Source organism: Streptomyces sp. CB03238 (assembly GCF_002099185.1).
Taxonomy (GTDB): Bacteria; Actinomycetota; Actinomycetes; order Streptomycetales; family Streptomycetaceae; genus Streptomyces.
Genome location: NZ_NBCN01000007.1, coordinates 176066 through 201114, shown reverse-complemented (window position 1 = coordinate 201114; position 25049 = coordinate 176066). Strand labels below are relative to the sequence as shown.

Here is a 25049-nt window from a genome sequence, read left to right as displayed (position 1 = left end):
GAGGAATCTCCGTGTACGTTCAGATTTTGGTGGGCGTCAGGACTGAATGCTTCGGGTCAGATCGGGATCGCCAAGGTGGCGCGCACCTGCCGGACTGCGCGGATCGTGGAGGCGATGGCCTGATCGACATCGGCGCGTGTTGACGCGTACCCAAGAGAGAACCGGACAGTGGAGTCTGCCTCTTCCCGGCTACGCCCCATGGCCAGGAGCACGTGGCTCGGGCTCGGTGCACCGGATGAGCACGCACTTCCTTCGGAGGCAGCGACATCTGGCATCGCGGTGAGGACAGCGTCGGCAAGGGCGCCGTGGAATGTGATGCTGGTAACACCAGGTAGCCGGTAGTCGAGCGCACCGTTGATCCGGCAGTCGCCGAGCTGCTCAACGAGAGCACTCTCCAGCAAGTCACGGAGGTGTGTGACCCGTGCGATCTCTTCCGCCAGGCCGCGGTGTGCTGCTGCCGCTGCTGCTCCCGCCCCCGTGATGCCAGCGACGTTGAGTGTCCCGGCTCGCCAGCCGCGTTCTTGCCCTCCGCCGAAGATCAGCGGGTGGTACGGGAGCGAGATGCCACGGCGGACAAAGAGGGCCCCCACTCCTTGCGGGCCGCCGAATTTGTGAGCTGACAGAGACAGCAAGTCCACGTCGACCTCGGCGAGGTCGATCGGCAGTCGGCCAACCATTTGCGTGGCGTCGGTGTGGAAAAGGGCCCCCGCCGCATGTGCCGCTTCCGCAAGCGGTGCGAGGTCGGTCAGGACGCCCGTCTCGTTGTTCGCGGCCATCAGGGAAACGATCGCCACGTCACCCGCAGACAGGGCGGCATGGAGGCCGTCTAGATCCACCAGGCCGTCCGCATCCACCGCCAACAGTCTGAGCGCGTCGGGCGCGGTTGCCGTAAGGTTCTTGGCGGTTTCCAGCACTGCGGGGTGCTCGACTGTGCTCGTAATCACAGTCCCGCCGACGCTGTGGGCAGCTCGCAGCGCGAGGTTGTTGGCTTCGGTGGCTCCAGAGGTGAAGATGATCTCGCCAGGGGAGCAGTTCAACAGATCAGCGACTTGGCGGCGAGCCTCGTCTACCCGTTGCGCGGCGTCGCGGCCGGAACGGTGCGTGCTTGACGCATTACCCACCGTCTGCATCGAGGCGAGCGCGGCCTCTCGCGCTTCGGGTCGCATGGGTGCCGTGGCGTTGTAATCGAGATAGGCCAGACCTGAACTAAGCGTCCGTTCTGTCACTATCCACCCCGCTTCTCTGTGATCCGTCTGCGCAACTGGTGGCTGCTCGCGGCGGTGCGGCAGCTTCCACCAGTTGTCAACGGAGATCCTAGCTGCCGGTGGATGCGGGTGAGACGCAGGCGCGGTTTTCGCGCGTTTGGTGAGCGCATGCGACCGTCGCTGATTGAACATATGTTCGCATCATGACTGCTTCGTGACCACCGGTAAAAGCCATGAGAGGCCGGGGAGTTGAGTCACACGGCCGCGGTCCGCCCGGCAGCTTCGACTGCCAATCGACGTGGATTGCGCCGAGCCGGCTTCGGCTGTCGGTGGTCAGGACTAGGGTTGATCACGCGCTGAACCCCCACTGAATGGGGTGTGGCGGATGAGGGGTAATCGATCTGGTGGGGGGATGGGGTTGCACGCGGTAGGGGCGCGGCGAGTAGATGCGACGCAGACGAACTGGGGGGCGTTGTGATCGGGTCCCCGGGCATCGCGTTTCAGGCAGTCCTTGATGCGGCCCCTCTGACGTACATACGGCGCCTGCTTGGCGAGCACGCCTGTGAACTCCTCGCATTGCTGCGGGAGGGGTCCGTTGAGGATGCCATCCGGAAGGTCGCAGCCTCGGCCGTCTCTCCCGAGCAGTTGATCGGCGATCCCGAGGAGCGCGCTCAGCTGCTGGAGCTGCTTCCCGAGGGCAAGAAGGCGGAACTAGCAGAACGCCTTGGCTGGGACACGTCTTCGTCGCCGGCGGTATTCCTGTCTGCTCTGCCTTGGGCGCTTGAAGAGCGCCGCGCATTCCTTGGCTTCCTTGGGCTCGTCGTTGATCGAGCGCCCGAGGCTCCCGTGTCCTCACGGAGACCGTCCGAACCGAACTATGGCCTCTTCCCGCATCAGCGGCGTGCTGCCGGCAAAGTACGGCGTCTGCTCTACTCCAGTGAACGTCGCACGGTATTGCACCTGCCGACCGGGGTCGGCAAGACGCGCACCGGCATGGACCTGATCTGTGACCACCTTCGGCAGCATGAGCCCACTCTGGTCGTGTGGCTGGCCCGGGGCCGCGAGCTCCTCGAACAGGCCGCGCTCGAGTTCGAGCGCGCATGGGCCTCTCTCGGTAATCGGGAGGTCACCGTAGCCCGGATGTGGGGGGACGCTCCCACCGATCTTGACGACATAACCGACGGCATTGTCGTACTCGGACTGGAGAAGGCGGGTGCCGCGGCAAAGAGTACGCCGGGCTTTCTCGACCAACTTGCGCTCCGCACGACGCTCACAGTCTTCGACGAGGCTCATCAGGCCATCGCGCCCACTTACCGCCGGGTGGTCGAAGCCCTCACGCTGCGTAGCGATTCGAGCCTCTTGGGGCTGACCGCCACGCCGGGAAGGACGTGGGCTGACATCTCGGAGGACGAGAAGCTCGCGGACTTCTTCGCACGCCAGAAGGTGATGCTGGAGATCGACGGGTACGACAACCCCGTCACCGCTCTCATCGAGCAGGGGTACCTCGCCCGCCCAGACTTTCGCACGGTTGCGGCTGACTCCGGGATGAAGCTCAGCGCACGGGACAAGCAGGCTCTCGCTGCGTCCTTTGACATACCCGATGAACTGATCGCAGGTCTTGCCGACAACGTGCAGTGGAACCTTCAGGTCGTCCGCACTGTGCTCGATCTCAGCGAGCAGCACAGGCGCATCCTGCTGTTTGCCGCCTCGATCGAGCACAGCCGCCTGATCGTCGCCATCCTGAGCATGTTCGGAATCGATGCCGAGCAGGTCACGGGTGAATCCTCAACGCGTCATCGCGATCGAGTGATCAACCGCTTCAAGGGCCCTGGAACCCGACCGATGGTCCTCTCGAACTACGGCGTGCTCACCACTGGCTTCGATGCCCCCGCGGCGAGCGCCGCCGTGATTGCCCGCCCTACTCGCTCACTCGTGCTGTACAGCCAGATGGTGGGCCGCGTGATCCGCGGGCCCAAGGCCGGCGGCACCTCCACATGCGACGTCGTGACCGTCGTCGACCCCGCGCTCCCGGGCTTCGGAGACGTGGCAGAGGCATTCACCAACTGGGAAGACGTATGGAAGGCTCGATGACATCCAAGTACTCGATCGTCACATCCGATCTGACGGTCAAAGCCTTGCAGGACAGCGGATACAAGTCGACGGCGCACGCCATCGCCGAACTGATCGACAACGGCATTGAAGCCGGGGCCGACCTCGTCGAGCTGTTCGTTGTTGAGTCGACTGACCGTCCGTCGCAGCGCTCGCGCCACCGAGTCGAGAAGATCGCCGTACTCGACAACGGTAGTGGCATGGACCCCGAGACGCTCCGACAATCCCTCCGCTTCGGTGCGGGAACGCGGCAACAGCGGAAGGGGATAGGACGCTTCGGAGTTGGCCTGCCCAACTCCAGCATCTCCCAGTGTGACCGCGTCGACGTCTGGTCCTGGACCAACGGACCCGACAATGCACTGCACACGTACCTTGATCTGACGGAGGTGCGCGGCGGGCTCGAAGAGGTCCCCGAGCCCAAGCTCGACGGCGTTCCGGACGAATGGCAAGCACTGGCCGAAGGGCTCGGCACCAGTGGCACCTTGGTGCAGTGGACACAGTTGGAACGGGTCCAGTGGCGTGGCGCGGAGGCAACTCTGGCCAATACCGAGAGCTTGATCGGCCGCATCTACCGTCGGCTGATCGCCGAGGGAACGCGGATCAAGCTGGTACCTGCTCGCGGGTGGGCTCCCTTGCCCGGCGTTCGTGATGCACGCCCAAACGATCCGCTCTACCTGATGTCCCCCAGTGCGACGCCGGCCCCGTTCGACACCAAGCCGATGTTCCGCCCATTCGGTGCCGGCAACGTCGGCGAGATCGGCGTCGAGCGGTTCATGGTCCATGGAGCCGACGGCAACGAGTACCCCGTCTTCGTCCGTTCCTCGATCGCTGTCGATGCAGCGCGACGTCCGGACATCGGAGGCGAGGAATGGCCCAAAGCCGTATCTCCGAGTCTCAACCCCGGTGAAGCTCCGTGGGGCAAGCACGCCGCCAAGAACCTCGGTATCTCGCTGATCCGCGCCAACCGCGAACTCGACCTCGACACGGGCTGGACGAACTCCTATGACCCTGTGGAACGCTGGTGGGGCGTAGAGATCGATTTCCCACCCGCATTGGACGAAGTCTTCGGGGTCACCAACAACAAGCAAGCCGCGACGATCTTCTCGGACCTTGCCCACTTCAACTGGCGGGAAGAGGCCGCTGGCCTTACCTGGGACGAGTTCCGGGAGCAGCTCCGCGAGGAGGGGGACCGGCGGCTCCCACTCATCGAGATCGTCTATCACATCCGTGAGAAGCTGCTCGGCAAGCTGCGCTCCGACCTTGCTGACCAGACCCGGGGCACGCGCGCCAACCGGAAGCGGCACGAGGACGTGGAGACTAAGGCCGAGGAAGCGGTCAAGCGACGGCGTGTGGAGACGAAACCCAGCTTCACCGACACGCTCGCCGAGCAGGTCACCGAGGAAGAGAGCAAGGAGATTCAGCTCGAAAACCTCGTGGAGACTCATAAGTACACGCCTGCCGACGCTCAGCGGATCATTGAGGAGTCGATCCAACAGGGCAAGCACATCCGTCTGCTGACAAGCCGCAACCCCGACTCGCCGGCCTTCTTCAACATCGACTACATCCCCAACCTGCTGCAGGTCACCCTCAACCAGGACCACCCGGTCTACGCCGACCTCATCGCCGTGCTTGACGGCGACATCGACGGCGCCAGCAAAGAAGAACTCGCAGAGCGGCTGCGGGGCGCGGCTGGAGCCTTCAAGCTCCTACTCATGTCCTGGGCCAGGTTCGAGGACGAGCTTCCGGACAAGCCTCGGGAGCGAGCCAAGAAGATGCGCCAGGACTGGGGCCGCATCGCCAGCGATTTCCTCGGCGCGGACGAGGCCGACGACGAGGACGATGAGTGACTCGAGATCACGTCTGGCGACAGGTTGAGCAGCTCCTCCTCGGCGCGACTCGCGAAGTGCTCCTGGTGGCCCCCTTCATCAAGCGGGAAACCTTCCAGGCAGCGCTCGCGGCCGTGCCGGACAGCGTGGGACGCATTCACTGCGTCACACGCTGGTCCGTCGCCGAGGTGGCGGCGGGAGTGTCCGATCCGGAAATCGCGGAACTGGCCGAAGCGGACGGGCGGGTGGACATCTCGCTTTGCCATAACCTGCACGCCAAGTTGTATGCCGCTGATGGCCGTTGCCTTGTCGGGTCTGCCAACCTGACCGGCAAGGCGACTGGACGAGTACCGGCTCCGAACATCGAGCTGCTCATCGAAGCCGAGCTTGCGCACCCTGAAGTGTGTCGGGTCCTGGACGCCATCGATGAAGTCTCCGTACCCGGTACGGTGCAGCTCGCTCGCCAGATCCGCGAGCAGGCTGACCTCGTGCGGGCCGACGAGGACGCCCCGCCGATGCTGGTGGTGGGCGAGAGCGAGGCGCAGTCTCGCTGGTTGCCAGAGACCCGGAACCCTGAGCGCCTCTACCGGGTATACAACGGTCGACACGGGAACATCTCCAGCGACGTGCTCGCCGGTGTCCTGCGAGATCTCGTCCATATGGACATCCCTCCAGGGCTGTCCGAGCAGGACTTCGGGGCCGCAGTTCTCCTCCGACTGCGGTCCCTGACCGAAGTCCGCACACTGAACGAGAGCGGGGCCCTGAATCTTGACGACGCGAAGCGGGCACTGATCGCCGGCGGGCTCCACACGCCAGATCAGGCGCAGCGGGCGGTGGAAACGATCGCCAAATGGCTGAGCTACTTCGACGAGGTCTACCTCGTGCCCGTCGGCCCCTGGGAGATCCGCCAGGGCAAAGAGATCAGGTGACGAAAGCCCCGGGCTGGTGCGCGCGGAAGCGCCTGCACCAACCAGCGGCACGACCCTCGGCAGCCCATCAGTGCCCGGCTCCGAGGGACGAGTGAGCGATATCCTTAGCAGCCCCCGTGTTCAGCTGCGGGGCCCTGACTCGCCAGGATGATCGAAAAGGTGCGGCGCATGACGGCGGTACGCAAGCCGTATCTCCTCGGACACGCCGAGATTGCCGCGCTGTACGGGGTGGAACGCCAGACCTCTCAGAAGTGGAGGGCCGACGGCACACTGCCCGACCCGGATCTGCTGGTCTCCGGGAACCCATACTGGCTGTTGACCACGGTGCTCAAGCTCAATGGTGTTGGTGGCCGGGAGGCCACGGCGCAGCGGTTGGCCGCGTTCGAAGCCGGCACTCCCGGCGGCTACCGCGCCAAACCGAAGGCTTCGCTGCCGGTCATCCTCGGAATCACGGAGGTGGCTCAGGTCCTCGGACGAGATAAGCAAGCGGTCTCCCGCTGGCGTCACCGCAAGCAGCTGGCGGACGCCGACTATGTGCTGTCCGGGTCGCCGCTGTGGCTATTGGACACCGTCTTGGCTGACGCAAGGGCACGCGACCGTGCCGTGCGACACGAAGAGGTCGAGCGACTTCGTACGAGAGAGCGTGGCTCCCAGAAGCCACGCGGGCGGACGAGCAAGCCGCCGGAGGCGCGTACTCAGCCGAGCCCGCCGCCAGTTCCTCGGACCTTTACACGCGACCAGGGCGATGAAGCCGAAGCGTTCTTGGCCGCCGTCTTTGCCCAGGGATTCTCGGTCGTCATCCGACCCAAGCGTCAGAAGCCTTAGCGCTCCCAACGGCGAGCAGCGCGCTGCGTCGCTGTGGCAACAGGGCATGGGCGTGTCTCGCGTGGAATAAACAGTTGATTGTGTGGTTGGCATCCATAGAAACTCCCACGGCCGGACCTCCTCAACTGACGGGATACCCCATGCCAGATGACAGCCTGCACCGCGACGCGAGCGCCCGCCTTCGAGGGGTGAGCGCATGAAGGTCATCTCGTACGGGGGCGGGGTCCAGTCGACCGCCCTCCTCGTGCTCGCGGCCCAAGGAGAAATTGACTATCCCACCTGCCTGTTCGCCAACGTCGGCGACGACAGCGAGCACCCAGCGACCTTGGCCTACATCCAGGAGGTCGCCGTTCCGTACGCCACTCGCGCCGGGATTGACCTCCAACAGCTGAAGCGTGTGCGGCGCGACGGAAGTTCTGAGACCCTCATGCAGAGGCTGAACAGGCCGGACACCCGATCGATCCCGATCCCGGTCCGGATGGCTAACGGGGCTCCGGGGCGCCGCTCCTGCACTGCTGACTTCAAGATCAGAGTCGTGGGCCGGTGGCTTCGTGAGCATGGCGCCACGGCCGCCGAGCCTGCCACGGTGGGCATCGGTATATCCCTCGACGAAATCCACCGGGCCAACCGCCGGCGGTGCGAACCCCACGAACGGATCGAGTATCCCCTCCTCGACCTCCGGCTTCGCAGAACAGACTGCGAGCACATCATCAAGGAAGCAGGGCTGCCCGTCCCGCCCAAGAGTTCCTGCTTTTTCTGCCCCTTTCGTACCGTCGGAGCATGGCGGCAGCAGCGGCAGGACGAACCAGAGCTGTTCATCAAGTCGGTGCAACTGGAGGAAACGATCAACGAGCGCCGCGCCGCGCTCGGGCGGGATCCCGTCTACCTCAGCCGGTACGGTCGTCCTCTCGCCGAGGCCATCACGGACCCCGGCAAGGCGCGCGGCCCCGATGACACCGGAGACGGAAGCTGCGACTCCGGCTGGTGCATGACCTGACTTCTGTAAGGGAGTGCAGCACTGTGGAAGGGCGGGGCCGGACAAGCCCCGCCCTTCCACGCATCGACCGTCTGCTTCGGAAGCGGCGCCCCTCTCCGCCTGTCAGCTACAGATCCGGTGGATCCCCGTGATCCAGCTGCAGCACGGCGAGGTAGTCACCGTAGGCAATCTCCTGATCCACCCACCGGCTGCCTCCCGCAGCGTCAGGGACCCACATCCCTTCGTACAAGAACTTGTCCTCGTTGGGGGCAACGATGTGCTGCTCCTCCACCGCCCAGGCGAGGAGAGCCTGAGTGCCCAGGAGAAGGATGGAAGTCGCCTCCTTGGCCGCACAGATCTCGTCGTGGCCAGCGGGGAACGCCTGCATATCGGCGTCGTGTGCTGGCTGGGGAATATGAGTGAACCCGTGAGCTGCCAGCTCGTGTACGCCGATGGCCTGGGTGACCGCGGCGGCGAGCGAAGCGGGCTCGGAGCTTCCCATGGCGTGGTCCAGGAAGTGCCGGGTCACCTCGGGGGCATGCAGCGGGGGCTCCTGGCCCCCCTGCGCGAGGCGCTGCTCTGCAGCTTCAATGGCCGGGCCGGGAGTGGGAAGATCCGGACGGAGGACTCGTACGAGCGCTTCCAGCGCTGCCCGGGTGTAGCCGAGGCGTACCTGGTGCAACTGCCACTCGCCCATCATGTTCGACCAGACGTAGTCGAAGTCATCGCCCGCTGCGCACATGCCGCCGTCTTCATACGCCATGTCGAACGTGACAGCGCGGAGGCCGCTCGCCAGGCGGAGCCAGGTGTAGACGTTGTCCCACGCCTTGCGCTCGGCCGGCTCGGACGACGCAGGGATTCGTTCCACCCAGTCTGCGAGTTCGGAGGCGTGTTCTTGGGGGTCGAGGAGCGCCATCGCTGACCGGGCGCGGTATGGGGGCAGGCAAGGGCCCGGGATCTGTGTGGATGCCATGTGTGGGAGCGTCTCACGCCGGTCTGACAACCCGTCCTGGAACGAGGGCCGTTCACCACGTGTGGCCCTGCCGGGCCTCTTGATCCCTGCGGGAATCTGGGGTCGAGAGCGCACAGGGGACATGGTCTCAGCTAGGACCTGTCCGGCCGATCTTGAAACTCCACAGGAGCGGACGCCGGCCCCGCCGCCATAGCAGCCCGGTAGCTCTCATCCACCAGGCGAACGAACACACGGTCACGGCGATCACCAGCCGCCATGGTGCGGCGCCACCCCGGCCCTTCGCGTTCCCACTGTTCACGAGCGATCTCCCCGCGGAAATGCCCGTCGAGTTTCACCGCGAGCTTCTCGACGGACAGGTGGCCGATACGGAAGCGCTGCAACAGCTCTCCGAGAGCGAGAGACGTGATCAGATGCTGCTGATGCCGCTTCAAGGTCACGGGTGCTACGGGCGGTGACCATGCCTGGAGCAGATTCGGGTCGCTCAGCGCGAGCGTCGCGAGCTGGAGATGGCTGTCCCTGATTGCCTGCTCGTTGCTCGTGCGCGTCTGCCGGACCTGGTAGAGGAGCGAGAGAGCCACACCGGCCAAAGCGATGGCTGAGAGCACGACGGACACGGCCCCGTACGTCTGGCTGATGTCACTGAGCTTTCCCCAGTCCGTGCTCGCCGGAGCCACAGCGGCCAGTACGAATGGCGTGGAAACGATCAGCCCTAACAGTCCGAGCCCGAGCAGGCCATACGCCAAGGCCGTCCGTACCCATTTCGTGCGCTGCGCCCTGCCGCTACCAGTTGACACGTTCCCCCCCCGAAACACTGACTGCCAGTTCGCTGACCAGAATGAAGCTGGCGTTGACGCCCGGCAAGAGGCACTCAATCCGGCCCCACATGATCGGCCGGACAGGTCCTATGCCATCACCTCAGCCGTCGGAACGTCGGACCAGCCGGTGTCCCCGCAACGCACGGCCGCAACGGGCAAGCGCTCGCTCCCAGCCCTCCTCGTTACCAATGAGGTGAGGCTCCTCGTAGAGGCCGGCTCTTACCTCGGCATCGGTGAGACGTTGGTACTTCGGCACGTCGGGGTCGTCCGGCGCGAGGAACTCATGCTTACGGTGGAGGAGAGGACGGTTCGTCGAATCCGCGTAAGACATGAAAGACGACTTTAGGGTTTGCAGGTCAACGCTGTACGACGATGCCAAACGAGGATGGGGGTCGGTATCGAACGCGGGGTAGTCCAGCCAGCTGGCTCCGCGCCCCTGGTGGCGAAGCTTCAGGACGGACCATTCTTCCGGCCGGCCAGCAGCGATGCTGGCGCACTGCTCGTACAGGCGGAGCACGGTCGGGAGCCGATGGACGGCCCGGCGGTGCACATACAGCGCGGTTGCCGTGAACTTGCCCGCAGCCGACCCGGTCATGGCGCGCCGTACGTACGCGTCATCGCGGAGCTTGAACAGAAGCCGATCCGCACGTTTGCACGCTTCTGCGTAGGAAGAGAAGAAGGCCCGGATATCCAGTTGGGCGGGAAGTGGCAGGCTGCTCGCGGGTCCGCGCCCGTGGAAGAGTTCGACGGCGAGGAAGAGAAGGGTGTCGAGGGTGGTGCGCTTCCCGCCCTCCTCGACCTTCAGTGGGTCGGCGGACTGCTCGGCGAGTCGCCTGAGCTCGGTTGTCCGCAGGTGGCCGAGAAGGCTGATGATCGGCTGCGGCATTTCTTCGAGGTTCGGTAGCCGGCCGCGGTGTTCGAGATGATCGACGACTGCTGCGATGGCCGATGCTACGTCCTGGGAAGCAAGCCACCCGGCTTCGGGCGTGATCTGCCGGGCAAGATAGCCGAGTCGCGCTTCGTCGCTCTTGAATGCGTACACGATCCCCGGAGCAGCTGAGAGACAGCGGACGCCAGTGATCTCCTGGACGTAGTCCCGAAGCTCGCTCGCCGCGAACAAGTGCTGGAACGTATTGCGACTGGTCAGGATGCCATCGCCGTACTCGGTGCCCCTGATCTGGTTCCGCTCCCAACGGAGCCTCGCGGACACCACGAGCGCCGACCTCGCGTTGTTCCAGGCGTCCAGGAGGGTCTGTCGTCGTTCGGCGGGGTCTTCGATCACGTTGAGGACGTAGGTGAGGAGCACGATGTCCGCGGGTTTGAGATCACCGTCCGGGTGGTGAACGGGGTCCCAGCCGGAAACGTCGAGCCCGATGTTCTGAAGACCGCGTACGTCGCCACCGCGGCCGCAACCGTAGTCCAGGACCCGCATCCTCGGTTCGAGTTGAAGGTCGACCACGGCCCGACGCGCCGGGACGGACAAACCGACACGGCCGATGGCCGTCCGGTGGCGTTGGCTACTCCAGAGCTGCTCTGACATGAACGTTTCCTGGGATTCGACCGGCGAATCTACATACGGCAGCACCGAACCTTACGCTGTAGCCGCATCAGCCCGCTCGCCGCTGTGCGGGGAGCGGGCGGCTGTCCAGCGGCTCCTCGCGGAACCGACATGCTGTCTGCGACTCCAGAACCCACAGGCAGCTCAGGCATTGCCGGTCCACACGACTCTGCCAGCGAAACCACCCCTCGACGCAGCCTTCTGTGCTCGCCGTTCTTCCAAGCGGCTCGGCGTCATGCCCAGGTCGAGGGCAAGTGCGTGAACCACTTCGAGGATGTCTGCCAGCTCCTCGGCAGCAGCAGAGTCGGCCGCGGTGAGGAACTCGGCTACCTCCTCGCTGAGCTTGTGGCGCAGCCGCTCCCGGTACTCTTCCGGGCCGGCGACGTAGACCATCGGCTCCGCACCGCTCTCGCGGATGATCTGGGGAATCAGGTCTCGTACGAGCTTGCCGTCTGCCATCAGACATCCTCAAATGTGGTCCTACGAGGCGCTTCCCCTCGCCTGTTGATTGTGTCGGATGCCGACAAGAGGCGCTCAGCGCTGGTCATCGGATTGCTGTCCGGGGTTGTAGCCTCGCTGAAGGCGACCAGGGGAGCGCAAGGGGAGCGCGGACGCCTTTGGACAGTGCAGGATGGGACGCGAGCAGCGGGACCGCCATAGGTGCTCTGATCTGGGAAAACGGGATCTGACACGATCGCGCGGTACAGGGCGTCATGATCCCTAGCGGGCTCGTAATGCGTAGGTCTCGGGTTCGAATCCCGAAGGCGGCTCAGAGAAACCCCAGGTCACCTAGCCCGTGACCTGGGGTTTTCTGTTGCTCGGGGCATGATGCGTCACACGGCCGAAGCGTCGTGGATTTGCTTGCGTGAGCGATGCGTGAGCGGCCCGGTGCCCTACTTCTTGGGCTTCTTCCGCTTGCCCTTCTTCTTGGCCCTGGCCGCGGCTTTCGCCTTGGCCGCCGCCTTCTTGGCCACCTTGCGGGCCTCCTCCGCCTCGGTCTTCCGCTGAAGCGGGACCAGTTTGGCGGTGGCCTCGGCGGCGGTCTTGCCTACTTGGGGCAGGACGCTCTGGGAGATGTCCCGCGTGATCCGGGTGTCGCTGTGCCCGAGGGTGTCAGAGACGACCTTCACGTCGACGCCGGCGAGCATCAACGTCGCCGCTCCGTGGCGCAGATCATGCAGACGGACCGGAGGAAGACCCGATGCGGCCACGAGCCGTTCGAAGAGGTCGGTCACCTTGCCGGGGTGAAGCCAGGAGCCGTCCTCCTGGGTGAAGACCATGTCCGTCTCCACCCAAGCCGATCCCCACTCCTCACGGGCCGCGCCCTGGCGTTCGCGGTGTCGCTTCAGGACCCCGACGGTGTCGTCGTCGAGCGCGACCACGCGGAATCCGCTGTCCGTCTTCGGCTCGGACGTCTCGACATCCCACCCGTCCTGTACGAGCTGGGAGGAGACGGTGAGGGAATGGGTGTCGAGGTTGGTCTCCGACCACGGTTGCCACACGCCTCGCCTCGGCGCAGACCACGGAACGCGATCAGGTGCCACATCGCGTACAGCCGGTCCTCGGCGACGAAGTCGAGGAACGAGCCCGTTTGCGCCGGCGTCCAGACCATGACCGGTGAGGCTTCTCGCCGGCAGGGTGGCCTTGCCGGTTATGCCAATGCCGGTGCCCTGTCCGCCGCCCGCCGCGACCACAGCATCGGTCTGCACGGACCGCTGAAGGCGGTGACTGTCCCCCATGCCCGCGGGGATGCCGCCTTCGGCCAGAACGCCTTCACCATCGACTGGGACAACCAGTACGTGACCTGCCCGAATGGCGCTGTCAGCACGCAATGGGCCGAGCACCCCTCCAAGGAGGGCCTGCCGGAGGTCCGGGTCCGGTTCTCTCCGGCCGACTGCGGCACCTGCCCCCAGCTGCCCGAATGCGTCAACTCCCCTAGACTCAACGCCGTTCAGTTAGGGCGGTGGCTGGGGTGTCAAGGGCTGTCCGTGACCATGGTGATGCTGACCGCACCGGTCTGCGCCAGCACCTCGTCGACCATCTCGAACGGGACAATGGGGAGCGCTATCGGAGCATGGGCGACGAGTACGACTGTCTGATGATGGAGCTGATCGTCAGCGCGATTGTCCTTGGTGAGCCAGCCGCCGACCCCAGGGCCGCACGCGTGACCTGGCGCAGCCTCGCGAACATCGCAGTGACCTGGACCGAGCATCCCCAGCTGCCCGCCGACCTCCGCGAAGTCCTCGCCGCCGCCCGGCCCGTGGCCGCCGACGCGTAGCGTCAGAGTGTCCGGGCGGGGAGCGTGACGGCCTCGCCCGGACACCCGCCCGCCCGGAACCCGCGAACGTCACCGGGGCCCCGCCGCCTTCTTCGCCACCAGGGTCCGCTCGCGATGAGAGATCTTCGCCGTCGAGGTCCTCGGCGGGTTCTCAGCCGAAAGCGGAGAAGGCGCGCTCCTTCCTCTCCTGCGCACGCCCCAACCCGCTCCAGTCCAGTGCCCGCTGTGCTTGGGCTTGCGCTTGTTCGGCCGCCTTCCTCGTCTCGGCCAGCACGTCGCCACGTTCCCGGACCAGCCGGTCGTAGATCGGCGGATGCTCAGATATCCCTGCGGTGCTCATGGCACCTGATCCTCCCCGCTCCCACGCGATCTGTCAGGCCCCGGTAGGGAGCCGGCCCATTGGTGGATCGCGCGGTGAGCCTGAGTGCGCTGTACCTGGGCAGACGACGGCCTGGTTGCCGCTGCCGGATGGGCTGAGGCTGATGTCATCACCCACCCGGCACGGGCCCTCCGCCCTGGCTTGATGAACAGGACTTTTCCTTTGTCTTCCTCCGACACCACCAGTCCGGCTGTGCTCGGAGACTTCAGCGCAGGTCCGCCGACCCGAGGCGCCACCGGGTGGTCGGCGTCGGGCATTTTCGAGAACGCGTGAGACGTGGGAAGGTCACTGTAGAGACGCGCGTGAATGCTGTCACGCTCGAAGGGCTGCCACCGAAGGGAATCGACCAACTCCCCACCACGCGGCGTACTTTCGCGAGCCGCGCCGGTCGGGGCGGCCGGGGACGGCTCATCCCTCCGGCGGCGGCAGGGCGACGGTGTACGTATGGGCGCCCAGGCCCGCCGTCATGGGACCGGATACCGGGAGGCGGATCTCGGATTGGGTGCCCGGCAGGACCTCCATGGTCGGTGTGAACTCGTTGCCGCGGTGCCGCCAATCGCACGCGATGAGGCCGTGCGGTGAGATGCGGCGGGCCGATGCCCAGGTGAGGCCGGCGCCCGGCCGTGGGGCGATGATGAAGCGGCGGTATCCCGCCTCGGCCGCGCCCGGGGCCCGGGGTGGCTGGAGGCCTGCGACGTACTGGTGGAGGAAGGAGACGACGGCGCCCTTGCTGTAGTGGTTGTACGACATCCTGGGACGGCCCTTCGCCGAGCGCTACAGGCGCGCCGTCGACGAACTCGCTCGGCAACCGCACAACGCCATGGACGGTGGCACGCTGCGGGAGGGGACCGGCTGTCAGGCGGTGGCCCGCGAGTGCATCGCCGTCAGTGACGGCCTCCAACCACAGTGGGTGATCTCCGGCGGCACGCTGGATCTCCCCGAGCCGTCCGCACCCACGCCGACCGCATCGCCCGGACCGTCCTGCCCGATGGCCGGGGACTCCGACCGCGCCCCCGAGGCCTTTGACCCGCTCCGGTTGTGAGCGAGTCTGCTGTGATCGCCCTCCGGCTGCGGTGGCGGACGGGCTGCGACAGGGCTTCAGGTCCGGGCGTACACCGTCGCACAGGGGAACGCGGGGTCACGGCCGTGTGAACGCCCGCTTCTCCCGCATGCCGAACTGGCAGGTGGACGCCGGGAGCTGGGATGTACCTGCCGTGCCTCCTGGTCCCTGTCCAGCCCGTTTCGACCCGTCGTACAAACCGTCGAAGATCCGCTCCGCGCTTTAGCGAGACGTAGTCGGTCCTTTAGCTGCACCTGTTTCCATGGTGCGGACCGTTGCCCTCGTGAGCAGGAGAATGATGTGCCTACACAGGCCACGCGTGATTTGGTCGAGGAATTCGTTGTCGAAACCCTGGTGGACTGTGGGGCCGAGAGGGATCTCATCAACCTGAGCGCCACCTTCGAGAATCTGGAAATCGATTCCCTCGACATGGTCGATCTCGGCCAGTCGGCGAACAAGGAATTTCAGATAAGGCTGCGTCCCAAGGATTTCGACGGTGTCAAGACCGTGGGTGAGGCCGTCGACGTCATCTGTGCCACCGCAGGCCTGCAGTGACCCGACGGCGGGTGGTGGTCACCGGTGTCGGTGCGGTTACCGCGCTGGGTACCGGCGCGGCGCTGCTGCACGACCGCGCCGTCGCCGGGGAGTCGGGCATCGAGGGTGGCGAGGGCCGCTGCCGTGACTTCGTACCCGAGGAGACGCTGACGCGCCGGGAACGGCGCCGTATGGACCGGTGCTGCCAACTAGCCGTGGTGGCAGGCCAGGAGGCCGTGAGCCAGGCCGGATGGGGCGACACCCCGCCGTATCGGGCAGAGCGTGTCGGCTGCATCATCGGCACCGGGATCGGCGGTCTAGAAAGCCTCGAGCAGCAGCTGGACGTGTTGCGTATCGAGGGTGCGCAGGACGTCTCCGCTCTCACCATCCCGATGATGATGGCCAATTCCGTACCCGCCCAGCTCGCGATCAGGTTCGGTCTCAGGGGCGAGACCTACAGCGTGATGTCGGCGTGCGCCGGCGGTACGCAGGCGATCGGCGCCGGAGTGCGCCTCATCCGCAACGGTGAGGCCGACGCCGTCGTCGTGGGGGGCGCCGAGGCGGGGCTCACCGACTTCATACGGGCGGCCTTCCTGAACGCCGGAGCACTCTCGCCGACCGGCACCTCCGTGCCGTTCTCCCGCGACCGCGACGGCTTCCTGATGGGTGAGGGAGCCGGTGTCCTTGTCCTCGAGGACGGCGACGCCGCCGCCGGGCGCGGAGCGGAGGTGCTCGCCGAGATCAGCGGATACGGCTCCACCACCGACGCCCACCACCTCACCGCGCCCGAACCCACCGGGGCCGCGGCCGCACAGGCCGTGCGACGCGCCCTGGAGGACGCCGGCACTCCCGAGGACGAGGTCACGTACATCAACGCGCACGGCACTGGCACCGAACTCAACGACTTGGCCGAGGCCTCCGCGCTGGCGCAGGCTCTGGGCGGGTGCCTGGCGGACGTGCCGATCTCGTCCACCAAGTCGGCGGTCGGCCATCTGCTGGGTGCGGCGGGCGCGGTCGAGGCGATCGCCACGCTGCAGGCGCTGCGCCACCGCCTCGCGCCTCCGACCGCCGGGCTGCACGACCCCGACCCCCGGCTCGACGGCCTCCGTCACCTCTCCCGCGCTTGCCCTCTCGGGGACGGGGCCGACGGCCCGGTGGTGGGGATCTCCACCTCCTTCGGCTTCGGCGGCCACAACGCGGCCTTGGTGCTGCGCGCCTGACCGGTACGGTCCCTCGATCGACGATGGAGTTCCACGTGACACAGACACGCCGGCCCGGGCCCACTGCGCCCGCGACCGGGCTCGAAGCCGCGGAAGCGCGGCTCTCGGCCGAGCGGACGGTGCCCTGCGGATGGGTGCACAAGCACGCCGTGGAGCAGGTGCTGGTCACCGACGTACGGGAGATCGACGGCCGTTTCTTCGCGCTCGCGCAACTGCCGCGTACGCACCGGCTCTACAACGACTCGCACGATGCCGGCTACGACGTCCTCCTGCTCGGTGAGGTGGCCCGGCAGGCCTCCGAGGCGATGGTTCACCGGCTGATGGGCGTCCCCCTCGACCGGCCGTTCGTCATCGGCACCATGCGAGTGGAGGTGCTGGACCGGGCTGCGGTCGCGGTCACCCGTGCCGCCACCACGGTGCTGGCCGAATTCGTGGTGAAGCGGGCGAAGCGGTGGCCCGACGGCACCCCCCGCCATCTGCTGAGCTCCACGATCCTGCACATCGGCGGCGTCCCCGCTGCCGACTTCAGCGGGACGCTGATGATGCTCAAGGGGGACACCTACCGCGCGCTGCGCGAGGACGGCGCCGTGCCGTCGGCCGGCGCCCCCGCGCACCGCCGTACGGGCGAGCCACGCGCCACGCCGGAGGAGGTCGGCCGCAACGACCCGCGCAACGTGGTCGTCGGCGGCCTGCGCGAGGAGAACGAGGGCATCACGGCGGACCTCGTGGTGGACCTCGACGACCCCGTCTTCTTCGACCACGAACTGGACCATCTGCCCGCCATGCTCCTGCTGGAAGGGGCGCGGCAGAGCGCACTGGCGGCCCTGGCGCGGCGGGACGGCGTTCCCGCCCGCTCGCTGAGCGCCGTCGACTGCACCGTGAACTTCCACCAGTTCGCCGAACTCGGCGCCCCGGTGACGTGCACGGCCGTGCCGGACGGTGCCGGGACCGTCGCGGTCCAGTTGGTACAGGGCGACGATGTGATCGCAGAGGGAGGAATCACGCTGGTCACCGGCAACGGACCGGCCACCGGAACAGCTGACTGACCGCAACACACGCACCGATCCGAGGGAGCAGCAGTGTCGAAGACCAGGCCGACCGAGCCGTACTACCTGGGCGAGAACCCTTCGCAGCCCGTGCCGTTCGACGGCGTGATAACGGCGTCGCACTACATCATGCCGCTCTTCGCGACGATGGACTGGCACCAGGTCCCGCGCGAGAAGGTCATCGAGAACATCCACAGCCTGCAGAACCCGGGCGGGAACATCAATGACGAGATCATGATGTATATCCACGTCCCGTACTGCAAGTCGTTCTGCCATTACTGCAATTTCAACCGGTTCCACTATCCGAAGCAGGACTCGGAGCGGCTTGAGACGTACACGGATTACTTGATCAAGGAAATCGACTGGTACATGCGCCAGCCGTACGTACAGGAGCGCACGTTCACCGGCATCTACATCGGCGGCGGCAGCCCCTCCACGCTGCCCACCTCCGCGGTGGAGCGACTGAGCGAGCACCTGAGCAAGGTCGTGCCGAACTACGACTCGATCGAGAAGAGCTTCACCGGCGAGCCGCGCACCCTGCGCAGGCCGGGGCTGCTGGACGTCCTCAAGGACCACGGCTGGGACCGGATCACCTTCGGCGTCGAGACCCTCGACCCGGTGATCCACAAGAAGATCGGCCGGCACGACACCCGCGAGGACGTCGACGCGGTCTTCGACCGCATGCGCAGCATCGGCTTCGAAGCCGACACCTGTGTCGACATGATGTATGACCTCCCCGGGCAGTCCCTGGTCGGCTTCCAGGACGAACTGGCGGAGCTGGTCCGCTGCTACGATCCGAGCGAGATCGACCTCTTCACCACCATCTACCTGCCGTACCGGCCGCTCCACAAGATGATCCTGGACGGTCGTGTCGCGCAGCCCGGAAGCCCCTGGCAGTTGCTCTCCATGCGTGAGCACCTGTACGACTTCCTCACGGAGAAGGGTTACCACAACACCATCGCCGAAACCTGGTCGAAGCACCCGGAGCCGTCGCAGTACCAGACGGCGCACTGCGCCCGCCAGGACATCATCGGCATCGGCTGCGCCGCGCGCGGCAACCTGAGGGACATGGTCTCGGTCAACCCGGAGAAGGTCGACGACTGGCAGAAGAACGTCGACGAGCACGGTGCCTCGACGGAGACCCTCCAGTCCATCGGGTACGACGGGGTGCTGGACCGGGTCATGGTGATGTTCCCCCGCTTCAAGCAGCTGGACAAGAGTTACCTGGCCGACTTCGGCGAGAAGGTCGAGCCGGAGGTGACGAGCGGGTCCTCAACGTCATCGACGGCCACCTCGACCGGAACGTGATCGAGGACGAGGGCGACAAGTTCAGCGTCACGAAGCTGGGCGTGATCTGGCACGGAAACCTGCAGACCGACTATCTGCGGCACGCCCTCAACACCCAGGGCGAGGTCCTCATCGAGCATCTGACCGAAACGAAGGAGAACTTCGACCGGGAGGACCGCTTCCAGGTCAACGAGGAGACGGTTTTCATCAAGGAGAACGACGTGCTGTACCCCAAGCTGATGAAGTGACAGCGGACCACGGACGCCCGCTCCTTCCCCACCGGCCACGGAGGGGCCCCGGGTTCCCCGGGGCACGGCGTCGGCATCGATGAGAGGACGAGCACGGACATGACGGATCAGGAGCGACACACCGCACCGGACGGGGCGATCCCGGAGAACGCGCGGGGGGACGGTGCGGGACCGGCGGCGGGCCCGGAGCAGGAGTGGGCGGCCGAGGAGTCCGTACGGGTACGGTCGTCGGGCGGCGCCGAATTCTTGGTCCGTCTTTTGCATGCGGAGCGGCCGGACGCCCCGGTGGCGCTCGTGGTCCCCGCGATGGGGGCACGGGCACGGTTCTACGCCCCCTTCGCCCGCCGTCTGCACCGGGCCGGCCTGCACGTGGCCGTCACGGACCTGCGTGGCCAGGGCGACAGCACCCCGGTGGCGCGCCGCGGAGTGGCGTACGGGTACCGGGAGACGGTCGAGGACGACCTCCCCGCTGTCGTCCGGGCGGTCTCCGCGGAGTTCCCGTGTTCGCCGGTGGTGCTCGTCGGGCACAGCCTCGGCGGCCAGCTCGCGCTGCTCAGCGCGACGGGGCTCACCGGGGTGCACGCCGTCGTGCTTACGGCGGCCGGGTCCGTCTGGTGGCGGGGGTTCGGCCCGGTGCGCGGGCTCCGCAACCTGGTCGGCAGCCAGCTGTTCGCGGCGCTCGCCACGGTGCTGGGCTACTGGCCCGGGGAACGGCTCGGCTTCGGTGGCACCCAGGCCACCGGGGTGATGCGGGACTGGGCCCGGCAGGGCCGCACCGGCCGTTACACACTGCCGGGCAGCGACACCGACTACGAGGTGGCGCTCGCGCGGATGAAGCTCCCCGTCCTCGCGGTCGATGTGGACAACGACATTCTGGCGCCGCCGGCTGCGACGGACCACCTGCTGCGGAAGGTCCCGGCCGCCCCGGTGAGCCGGTGGCGCTACACCGCCGCCCTCGCCGGCGGTCGCCGGGTGGACCACTTCCGCTGGGTCAAGCACAGCGACGGCATGAGCGCGTACATCGCCGACTGGATCTCCGGCACGCTCACCCCGCGGCAGGACGGCACTGCCCAGCAGGGCACGCAACAGGACCCGGCCGATGACGGCCGCCCCGACAGAGGAGGAGACTGAGGTGACCGCTGGCGCTACACCGGCGCCCGGCGCGGAGCTGGGCGACGAGCGAAAGGGCGACGGCCCCGACATAGCCGTGGTCGGAGGTGGTTGGTCCGGCATCGCCGCGGCATGGCGTCTGCACTGCGCGGGCGCGTCGGTCACTCTCTACGACGAGCAGGAGGAGCTGGGCGGGCGTTCGGCCGGGGTACCCGTCGGCCCGCGCACACTCACCGCGGGCGGCAAGAACATCGGCCGCAAGTACGCGAACTTCCGTGCCTTCACCGATGCGCTGGGCTGCGGCGACTTCGAGTTCTTCGGCATCAACTCCGCCCGCAGCGAGGGCGGCAAGCTGCGCACGATCGACAGCACCCGCCGTTTCTCCAGCATCTTCCACCTGCTGCGCAAGCTGCCCGCCAGGGACGTCTACCGCATGCTGCGGCTCGTGCGAGCCATCCGCAGCCGCCGGGAGAACAGCTTCTGCGGCGGCCCGGACATGGTGCGGATCGCCCGGAAGGCCGGCGACCCGCCGCTGTCCGAGTACTTCGGCAGGGGCATCCAGGAGAAGCTGGTCCGCTCGCTGACAGTCCGGATGAACGGCGCCGAGGCCGACGAGGTGCACCTGGAGTGCTTCGGTACGCACCTGGGGATGGTGCTGGACACCTTCGAGCAGCTGAGCGCCGGCTTCGACGAGCTGTTCGCGGGACTCGCCAAGCAGATCACGGTGCGGAGCGGGACCCGGGTGACCGGACTGACCGTGGACGGCGGGCGGGTGACCGGCGTGGTCGCCCGCGAGCGCGGCGGGGAGTCGGTGCGCACCGGCCACGACGCCGTCGTGGTGGCGCTGCCCGGGCCTGCCGCCGCGGCGCTGCTGGAACCGCTGTCCGCCCGGCTGGCCGCCGAGCTCGGCGGCATCAGCTACTTCCCGGCGGCGGTCATCCTCGCGGAGTACGACCGGCCCGTCTTCGGCGAGCAAGTGCGGGCGGTCGTCCAGCCCGCCGACAGCCCGCTGAGCAACGCCGGCGCGTACGGGATCAACGACCGCCACATCATCCGGTACACCTTCAGCGGGCGTGCCTACCGAGCGGCCCACCGGGAGGACGACGAGCTCCTGGACCTCGCCGAGAAGCAGCTCGCGCAGCACGTGGACCTCGACGGCATCAACCGGGTCCGCGCGGTGACCAAGCGATGGGAGCACGCGTACGTCGGCTACAGCCGGTACCACAGCTCCACCATCGCGCGGATCGACCAGGAGCTGAAGCCCTTCGAGGCCCTCGCCCTGACCGGCGACTATCTGCGAGGCGCCTCCATCGAGGCCTGCTTCCGGGCCGCCTACGAGCGCACCGACGCGCTGCTGGCCCGGCTGGGCACCCGGTCCGGAGGACGCTGATGGCCGACTTGGTGCTGCTGGAGACCCGGGGAGCCGTCGCGGTGGTCACGCTCAACCGGCCAGACGCGGGCAACGCGTTGGACCACGCGATGCTCACCGAGCTGCGCGAGGTGACCGAAAGGCTGGTGCGCACACCGGAGTTGTGCGGAGTACTGCTCACCGGGGCCGGAAAGGACTTCTGCCGCGGCGGTGACCTCCTCGAGATGCGGGAGCGGCTGGAGGATCCGTCGGTCGACTCGGCGGCCTACAGTGACGAGCTGACCGGACTGCTCTCCGCCGCCGTACGGAATCTCCGAGCGCTCCCGTGCCCCGTGATCGGCGCGGTCAACGGGCAGGCGGCGGGCGCCGGGATGTCCCTGGCCCTCGCCTGCGACCTGCGGATCGTCTCCCGCAAGGCCGTGTTCCACTTCGCCTACGGGGCGATCGGTGCCTCGACGGACGGTGGGATGGCCTGGTTCCTGCCACGGATCGTGGGCTACGCGCGCGCCCTCGAACTCCTTCTGGAACAGCCGATGATCCGGCCCCGCGCTGCCCTCGACATGGGCCTGGTGTCCGCGGTCACCGAGCCCGGCGAACTGCTGGACACCGCGCTGCGCCGGCTCGAGGTGCTGGCGGACGCCGCCCCGCACAGCATCCGTAGCGCGAAGCGGCTGCTCGACTCCAGTCTGGATTCCTCGCTTGAGGAGCATCTGGCGGAGGAGAGCGGGATGTTCGCGGCCGGAGCGGTCTCCGCGGACCTGCGGACCGGCATCGGCGCCCTGCTCGCGGGAGGGTCCCCTGAGTTCGTCGGCCGGTGACGGCCGGCACGGGCCCGAGGCGCGGGTGTGGTTCACCCGCGTCTGCGCCGACCCGCCCGGCCGGATGCCGCAGGAGACCAAGCGCCGGGTGCGTGACGCCACCCGGCGCTGGGTCCGTGCGGTGGTCGCCCGACGGCTCGCCGTCCCGGGCGAGGCGCTGCGCTGGGAACGGGACGACGAGGGCAAGCCGTTCGTCGTCACCGGCGGACGTATCGTCCACCTCAGCTACAGCCACTCCGACGGCGTCGCCGGGCTCGCCCTCTCGGAAGCCGCCCCGGTCGGCATGGACGTGGAGCGGGTGCGGGAGCGCACGCATTTGGAGGCGCTGGCACACGGATGCCTGTCCGCCGACGAGTTCGCGCAGTGGCGACGACGTCCGGAGCGCACGGGGCCGGAGGGCTTCTGCCGGCTGTGGACGCGCAAGGAGGCCGTGCTCAAGGCGTGGGGGAGCGGGGTGCCCGCGCTCCTGGACCAGGTCGGCACGGCGCTCGGCCCGTACGCCGCCCGGGCCCACGGGGGAACTCCGGTCCGGATCGCGCGGCTCCCCCCGGAGCTCGGCCCCGCAGCCGACTGGACGGTGTACGACGTGCCGGCCCCCCGAGGTCATCTCGCCGCCGTGGCCGTCCACGCGGCGGGGGCCCGCCTGCGCCTGGCCCGTACGCCGCCGAGTACGACCGAGCACGACCACACGGAAAGGTCATCCCCCGATGTCGCCCACCGTTAAGAACGCTTCCGAGGACGCCTCCGCGAACGCCGCCGCTCCGCTGCGCCGGGCCATGGAGACGATCCGCTCGCTCCGCGCCCAACTGGAAGCCGCGCACGGCACGCGGCGGGTGGCCGTCGTCGGCGCGGGTCTGCGGGCACCCGGCGGCATCACCGACCGCGAGACGTACTGGCAGGCCGTGTCGGAGGGCCGCGACCTGACCGGCGAACTCCCCGCCCAGCGACGGCCCGCCGGGGACTGGGACGGGCTGCAGACCCGAGGCGGCTATCTGGATGACGTCCTCGGTTTCGACGCGGACTTCTTCGGTGTCTCCCCCCGGGAGGCACGCAATCTGGACCCGCAGCACCGGCTGCTGCTGGAGGTCGCGTGGGAGGCGTTCGAGGACGCGGCCATACCGCCGGCCGCGGTCGCCGAGCGGGCGGGCGTTTTCGTCGGCATCACCGGCCAGGACTACCGGACTTGGGCGGCGGACGACCCCAGCCCCTCCTGGCTGATCGGCAACGGACACTGCTTCTCGGCCGGCCGGATCGCCCACACGCTCGGCCTCCAGGGTCCGGTTCTGGCCATCGACACCGCCTGCTCCTCCTCGCTGGTCGCCGTGCACCAAGCATGCCGCGCGCTGGCCGCGGGCGACTGCGACGTGGCCGCCGCCGGGGGTGTGAACCTGGTGCTCTCACCGCGCTCGACAGCGGAGATCCAGCGCACATCGGCGCTCTCCCCGGACGGCCGCTGCCGCCCGTTCGACGCGCAGGCCAACGGGTTCGTACGGGGCGAGGGGTGCGGGCTTCTCGTGCTGAAGCGGCTGGCCGACGCCGAGCGGGACGGTGACCGGATCCTCGGAGTGATCGAGGGCACCGGCGTCAACCACGACGGCGGCTCCACGGGCTTCACCGCGCCCAACATGCTGGCGCAGGCCCGGCTCATCGAGTCCGTGCTGAAGACAGCCGGACTCTCCGCCTCCGACATCGGCTACCTGGAGGCGCACGGCACAGGGACCCCGCTGGGCGACCCCATCGAGCTGGAGGCCGCCCGGATGGCGCTGGGCACCACCGGCCGCACCTGGCACGTCGGTTCGGTGAAGGCCAACCTCGGGCACACCGAGGCGGCAGCGGGCGTGTTGGGGCTCCTCAAGGCGCTGCTGTGCCTGCACCACCGCCGGATCCCGCCGCAGGCACGGTTCGAGACGCTGAACCCGAGGATCGAGCTGGGCGACGGGCTGACGGTGCCCCGCGAGGCGGTGAACTGGGATCCGTCCGCAGGCCGGTGCGCGGGCGTCAGCTCGTTCGGCATGAGCGGGACCAACGCCCATGCCGTGCTCTCCCCGTACGAGAACATCCCGCACGGGCGCACCGTGCGTCCCGCGCCGGCAAGCGGCTTTCCGGTGTCCGCGCACACGGAATCGGCCCTGCTCACCCTGGCGTCCCGCTACGCGGACCGGCTCCCGGACGTCGGCTACGAGGAGTTCGCGCACACCGCTGCCCACGGCCGTACCCGTCTGCGGCACACCGCGTGGATCAAGGCGGACGGAGTGCGGGAGGCCCGCGAGGTACTGAAGGCGCTGGCCGCGGGCGTGGACGACGGCCGGATCCAGCGGCTCACCCCGCAGGACCCGCTGCCGGAAGAGGCCGCAGGCACCGGGCGCGCGGTGGTCTCGCTCCCGGGGTACCCCTGGGAGCGGCGTGTCCATTCCATCCGCCCGCTCCCCACGGCCTGAGTCACGCCGCCGCCCCGGCCCCCCGTCCGCGCGCACACCCGTGGGC

25 protein-coding genes and 1 pseudogene are annotated in these 25049 nt (G+C 67.7%); 18 read left to right on the top strand and 8 right to left on the bottom strand.

Translation table 11 applies throughout. From position 1 onward, the window contains the following. Positions 1 to 56: 56 nt before the first annotated feature. Entirely contained in the window at positions 57 to 1226 is a 1170-nt protein-coding gene (locus BKD26_RS14040) for a cysteine desulfurase family protein (protein ID WP_241518645.1), read from the bottom strand. A 453-nt stretch (positions 1227 to 1679) separates the two neighbouring features. On the opposite strand from BKD26_RS14040, the gene BKD26_RS14035 reads away from it, so the two are divergent. From BKD26_RS14035 to BKD26_RS14015, 5 genes are all read left to right on the top strand, one after another. Next, the gene (locus BKD26_RS14035) at positions 1680 to 3296 is read left to right on the top strand and encodes a DEAD/DEAH box helicase family protein (RefSeq protein WP_084898165.1); all 1617 of its coding nucleotides are present in this window, start codon (positions 1680 to 1682) and stop codon (positions 3294 to 3296) included. After that, entirely contained in the window at positions 3293 to 5161 is a 1869-nt protein-coding gene (locus BKD26_RS14030; RefSeq protein WP_084898164.1) for an ATP-binding protein, read from the top strand. Before BKD26_RS14035 ends, BKD26_RS14030 begins: the two co-directional genes overlap by 4 nt. Then, positions 5158 to 6069 carry a phospholipase D family protein gene (locus BKD26_RS14025; protein ID WP_084898163.1) on the top strand — a complete coding sequence of 304 codons (912 nt, stop codon included), beginning with the start codon at positions 5158 to 5160 and terminating at the stop codon, positions 6067 to 6069. Before BKD26_RS14030 ends, BKD26_RS14025 begins: the two co-directional genes overlap by 4 nt. Before the next feature lie 147 nt (positions 6070 to 6216). Then, the gene (locus tag BKD26_RS14020) at positions 6217 to 6894 is read left to right on the top strand and encodes a hypothetical protein (RefSeq protein ID WP_084898162.1); all 678 of its coding nucleotides are present in this window, start codon (positions 6217 to 6219) and stop codon (positions 6892 to 6894) included. A 196-nt stretch (positions 6895 to 7090) separates the two neighbouring features. Further along, a complete protein-coding gene (locus BKD26_RS14015) occupies positions 7091 to 7891 on the top strand; it encodes a phosphoadenosine phosphosulfate reductase (protein WP_084898161.1) in 801 nt (266 codons plus the stop codon). A gap of 106 nt (positions 7892 to 7997) precedes the next feature. On the opposite strand, the gene BKD26_RS14010 is transcribed toward BKD26_RS14015, so the two are convergent. From BKD26_RS14010 to BKD26_RS13990, 5 genes and pseudogenes are all read right to left on the bottom strand, one after another. Then, positions 7998 to 8786, bottom strand: coding sequence for a hypothetical protein (locus BKD26_RS14010; RefSeq protein ID WP_241518644.1), 789 nt, complete (start codon positions 8784 to 8786; stop codon positions 7998 to 8000). A gap of 188 nt (positions 8787 to 8974) precedes the next feature. Continuing rightward, positions 8975 to 9586, bottom strand: coding sequence for a DUF6082 family protein (locus tag BKD26_RS14005; RefSeq protein WP_084898159.1), 612 nt, complete (start codon positions 9584 to 9586; stop codon positions 8975 to 8977). Positions 9587 to 9758: 172 nt separating this feature from the next. Then, entirely contained in the window at positions 9759 to 11198 is a 1440-nt protein-coding gene (locus BKD26_RS14000; RefSeq protein WP_084898158.1) for a DNA phosphorothioation-associated putative methyltransferase, read from the bottom strand. Positions 11199 to 11360: 162 nt separating this feature from the next. Then, the gene (locus BKD26_RS13995) at positions 11361 to 11675 is read right to left on the bottom strand and encodes a nucleoside triphosphate pyrophosphohydrolase (RefSeq protein ID WP_084898157.1); all 315 of its coding nucleotides are present in this window, start codon (positions 11673 to 11675) and stop codon (positions 11361 to 11363) included. Positions 11676 to 12109: 434 nt separating this feature from the next. Next, a pseudogene (locus BKD26_RS13990) lies at positions 12110 to 12837 on the bottom strand (site-specific integrase); the annotation flags it as partial. On the opposite strand from BKD26_RS13990, the gene BKD26_RS40215 reads away from it, so the two are divergent. Together BKD26_RS40215 and BKD26_RS13985 are read left to right on the top strand one after the other, a co-directional pair. Continuing rightward, positions 12827 to 13315, top strand: coding sequence for a hypothetical protein (locus BKD26_RS40215; RefSeq protein ID WP_179166521.1), 489 nt, complete (start codon positions 12827 to 12829; stop codon positions 13313 to 13315). The pseudogene BKD26_RS13990 and the gene BKD26_RS40215 overlap by 11 nt on opposite strands. After that, on the top strand, positions 13291 to 13494 hold the full coding sequence (locus BKD26_RS13985; RefSeq protein WP_179166520.1) for a hypothetical protein: 204 nt from the start codon (positions 13291 to 13293) through the stop codon (positions 13492 to 13494). The genes BKD26_RS40215 and BKD26_RS13985 overlap by 25 nt, the downstream gene beginning before the upstream one ends. A 151-nt stretch (positions 13495 to 13645) precedes the next feature. Here BKD26_RS13985 and BKD26_RS13980 read toward each other — a convergent pair whose 3' ends face one another. Beyond that, a complete protein-coding gene (locus BKD26_RS13980) occupies positions 13646 to 13834 on the bottom strand; it encodes a hypothetical protein (protein WP_084898155.1) in 189 nt (62 codons plus the stop codon). 447 nt (positions 13835 to 14281) lie between these two features. After that, complete coding sequence (locus BKD26_RS13975) at positions 14282 to 14623, bottom strand: alpha-L-rhamnosidase C-terminal domain-containing protein (protein ID WP_084898154.1); 342 nt, start codon at positions 14621 to 14623, stop codon at positions 14282 to 14284. Here BKD26_RS13975 and BKD26_RS13970 point away from each other — a divergent pair. From BKD26_RS13970 to BKD26_RS13920, 11 genes are all read left to right on the top strand, one after another. Then, entirely contained in the window at positions 14613 to 14915 is a 303-nt protein-coding gene (locus BKD26_RS13970; RefSeq protein WP_084898153.1) for a hypothetical protein, read from the top strand. The two genes, BKD26_RS13975 and BKD26_RS13970, sit on opposite strands and share 11 nt — an antisense overlap. Before the next feature lie 318 nt (positions 14916 to 15233). Continuing rightward, positions 15234 to 15488 carry an acyl carrier protein gene (locus BKD26_RS40210; RefSeq protein WP_179166530.1) on the top strand — a complete coding sequence of 85 codons (255 nt, stop codon included), beginning with the start codon at positions 15234 to 15236 and terminating at the stop codon, positions 15486 to 15488. Further along, positions 15485 to 16687 carry a beta-ketoacyl-[acyl-carrier-protein] synthase family protein gene (locus BKD26_RS13960; protein ID WP_241518643.1) on the top strand — a complete coding sequence of 401 codons (1203 nt, stop codon included), beginning with the start codon at positions 15485 to 15487 and terminating at the stop codon, positions 16685 to 16687. The genes BKD26_RS40210 and BKD26_RS13960 overlap by 4 nt, the downstream gene beginning before the upstream one ends. Before the next feature lie 35 nt (positions 16688 to 16722). Next, the gene (locus tag BKD26_RS13955; protein ID WP_179166529.1) at positions 16723 to 17733 is read left to right on the top strand and encodes an AfsA-related hotdog domain-containing protein; all 1011 of its coding nucleotides are present in this window, start codon (positions 16723 to 16725) and stop codon (positions 17731 to 17733) included. Positions 17734 to 17766: 33 nt separating this feature from the next. Then, the gene (locus BKD26_RS13950; protein ID WP_084898150.1) at positions 17767 to 19041 is read left to right on the top strand and encodes a radical SAM protein; all 1275 of its coding nucleotides are present in this window, start codon (positions 17767 to 17769) and stop codon (positions 19039 to 19041) included. After that, the gene (locus BKD26_RS13945; RefSeq protein ID WP_084898149.1) at positions 19038 to 19268 is read left to right on the top strand and encodes a hypothetical protein; all 231 of its coding nucleotides are present in this window, start codon (positions 19038 to 19040) and stop codon (positions 19266 to 19268) included. The genes BKD26_RS13950 and BKD26_RS13945 overlap by 4 nt, the downstream gene beginning before the upstream one ends. 99 nt (positions 19269 to 19367) lie before the next feature. Further along, positions 19368 to 20399, top strand: a complete 1032-nt coding sequence (locus BKD26_RS13940; RefSeq protein WP_084898148.1) for an alpha/beta fold hydrolase — start codon at positions 19368 to 19370, stop codon at positions 20397 to 20399. Position 20400: 1 nt separating this feature from the next. After that, the gene (locus BKD26_RS13935) at positions 20401 to 21768 is read left to right on the top strand and encodes an FAD-dependent oxidoreductase (protein ID WP_179166528.1); all 1368 of its coding nucleotides are present in this window, start codon (positions 20401 to 20403) and stop codon (positions 21766 to 21768) included. Further along, positions 21768 to 22565, top strand: a complete 798-nt coding sequence (locus BKD26_RS13930; protein WP_084898146.1) for an enoyl-CoA hydratase/isomerase family protein — start codon at positions 21768 to 21770, stop codon at positions 22563 to 22565. Before BKD26_RS13935 ends, BKD26_RS13930 begins: the two co-directional genes overlap by 1 nt. A gap of 25 nt (positions 22566 to 22590) precedes the next feature. After that, positions 22591 to 23289 (top strand): 4'-phosphopantetheinyl transferase superfamily protein, encoded by a 699-nt coding sequence (locus tag BKD26_RS13925; protein ID WP_084898145.1) that lies wholly within the window; start codon positions 22591 to 22593, stop codon positions 23287 to 23289. Continuing rightward, entirely contained in the window at positions 23273 to 25003 is a 1731-nt protein-coding gene (locus BKD26_RS13920; protein WP_241518642.1) for a polyketide synthase, read from the top strand. The genes BKD26_RS13925 and BKD26_RS13920 overlap by 17 nt, the downstream gene beginning before the upstream one ends. Positions 25004 to 25049: the final 46 nt, after the last annotated feature.

What these genes read in the sequence shown, in the direction of transcription:
- BKD26_RS14030 (WP_084898164.1), top strand. Translation starts at nt 3,293, where the DNA reads ATGACATCCAAGTACTCGATCGTCACATCCGATCTGACGGTCAAAGCC.
- BKD26_RS14020 (WP_084898162.1), top strand. Translation starts at nt 6,217, where the DNA reads ATGATCGAAAAGGTGCGGCGCATGACGGCGGTACGCAAGCCGTATCTC.
- BKD26_RS14015 (WP_084898161.1), top strand. Translation starts at nt 7,091, where the DNA reads ATGAAGGTCATCTCGTACGGGGGCGGGGTCCAGTCGACCGCCCTCCTC.
- BKD26_RS14010 (WP_241518644.1), bottom strand. Translation starts at nt 8,786, where the DNA reads ATGGCGCTCCTCGACCCCCAAGAACACGCCTCCGAACTCGCAGACTGG.
- BKD26_RS14000 (WP_084898158.1), bottom strand. Translation starts at nt 11,198, where the DNA reads ATGTCAGAGCAGCTCTGGAGTAGCCAACGCCACCGGACGGCCATCGGC.
- BKD26_RS13995 (WP_084898157.1), bottom strand. Translation starts at nt 11,675, where the DNA reads ATGGCAGACGGCAAGCTCGTACGAGACCTGATTCCCCAGATCATCCGC.
- BKD26_RS40215 (WP_179166521.1), top strand. Translation starts at nt 12,827, where the DNA reads ATGACCGGTGAGGCTTCTCGCCGGCAGGGTGGCCTTGCCGGTTATGCC.
- BKD26_RS13985 (WP_179166520.1), top strand. Translation starts at nt 13,291, where the DNA reads ATGGGCGACGAGTACGACTGTCTGATGATGGAGCTGATCGTCAGCGCG.
- BKD26_RS13980 (WP_084898155.1), bottom strand. Translation starts at nt 13,834, where the DNA reads ATGAGCACCGCAGGGATATCTGAGCATCCGCCGATCTACGACCGGCTG.
- BKD26_RS13975 (WP_084898154.1), bottom strand. Translation starts at nt 14,623, where the DNA reads ATGTCGTACAACCACTACAGCAAGGGCGCCGTCGTCTCCTTCCTCCAC.
- BKD26_RS13940 (WP_084898148.1), top strand. Translation starts at nt 19,368, where the DNA reads ATGACGGATCAGGAGCGACACACCGCACCGGACGGGGCGATCCCGGAG.
- BKD26_RS13930 (WP_084898146.1), top strand. Translation starts at nt 21,768, where the DNA reads ATGGCCGACTTGGTGCTGCTGGAGACCCGGGGAGCCGTCGCGGTGGTC.
- BKD26_RS13920 (WP_241518642.1), top strand. Translation starts at nt 23,273, where the DNA reads ATGTCGCCCACCGTTAAGAACGCTTCCGAGGACGCCTCCGCGAACGCC.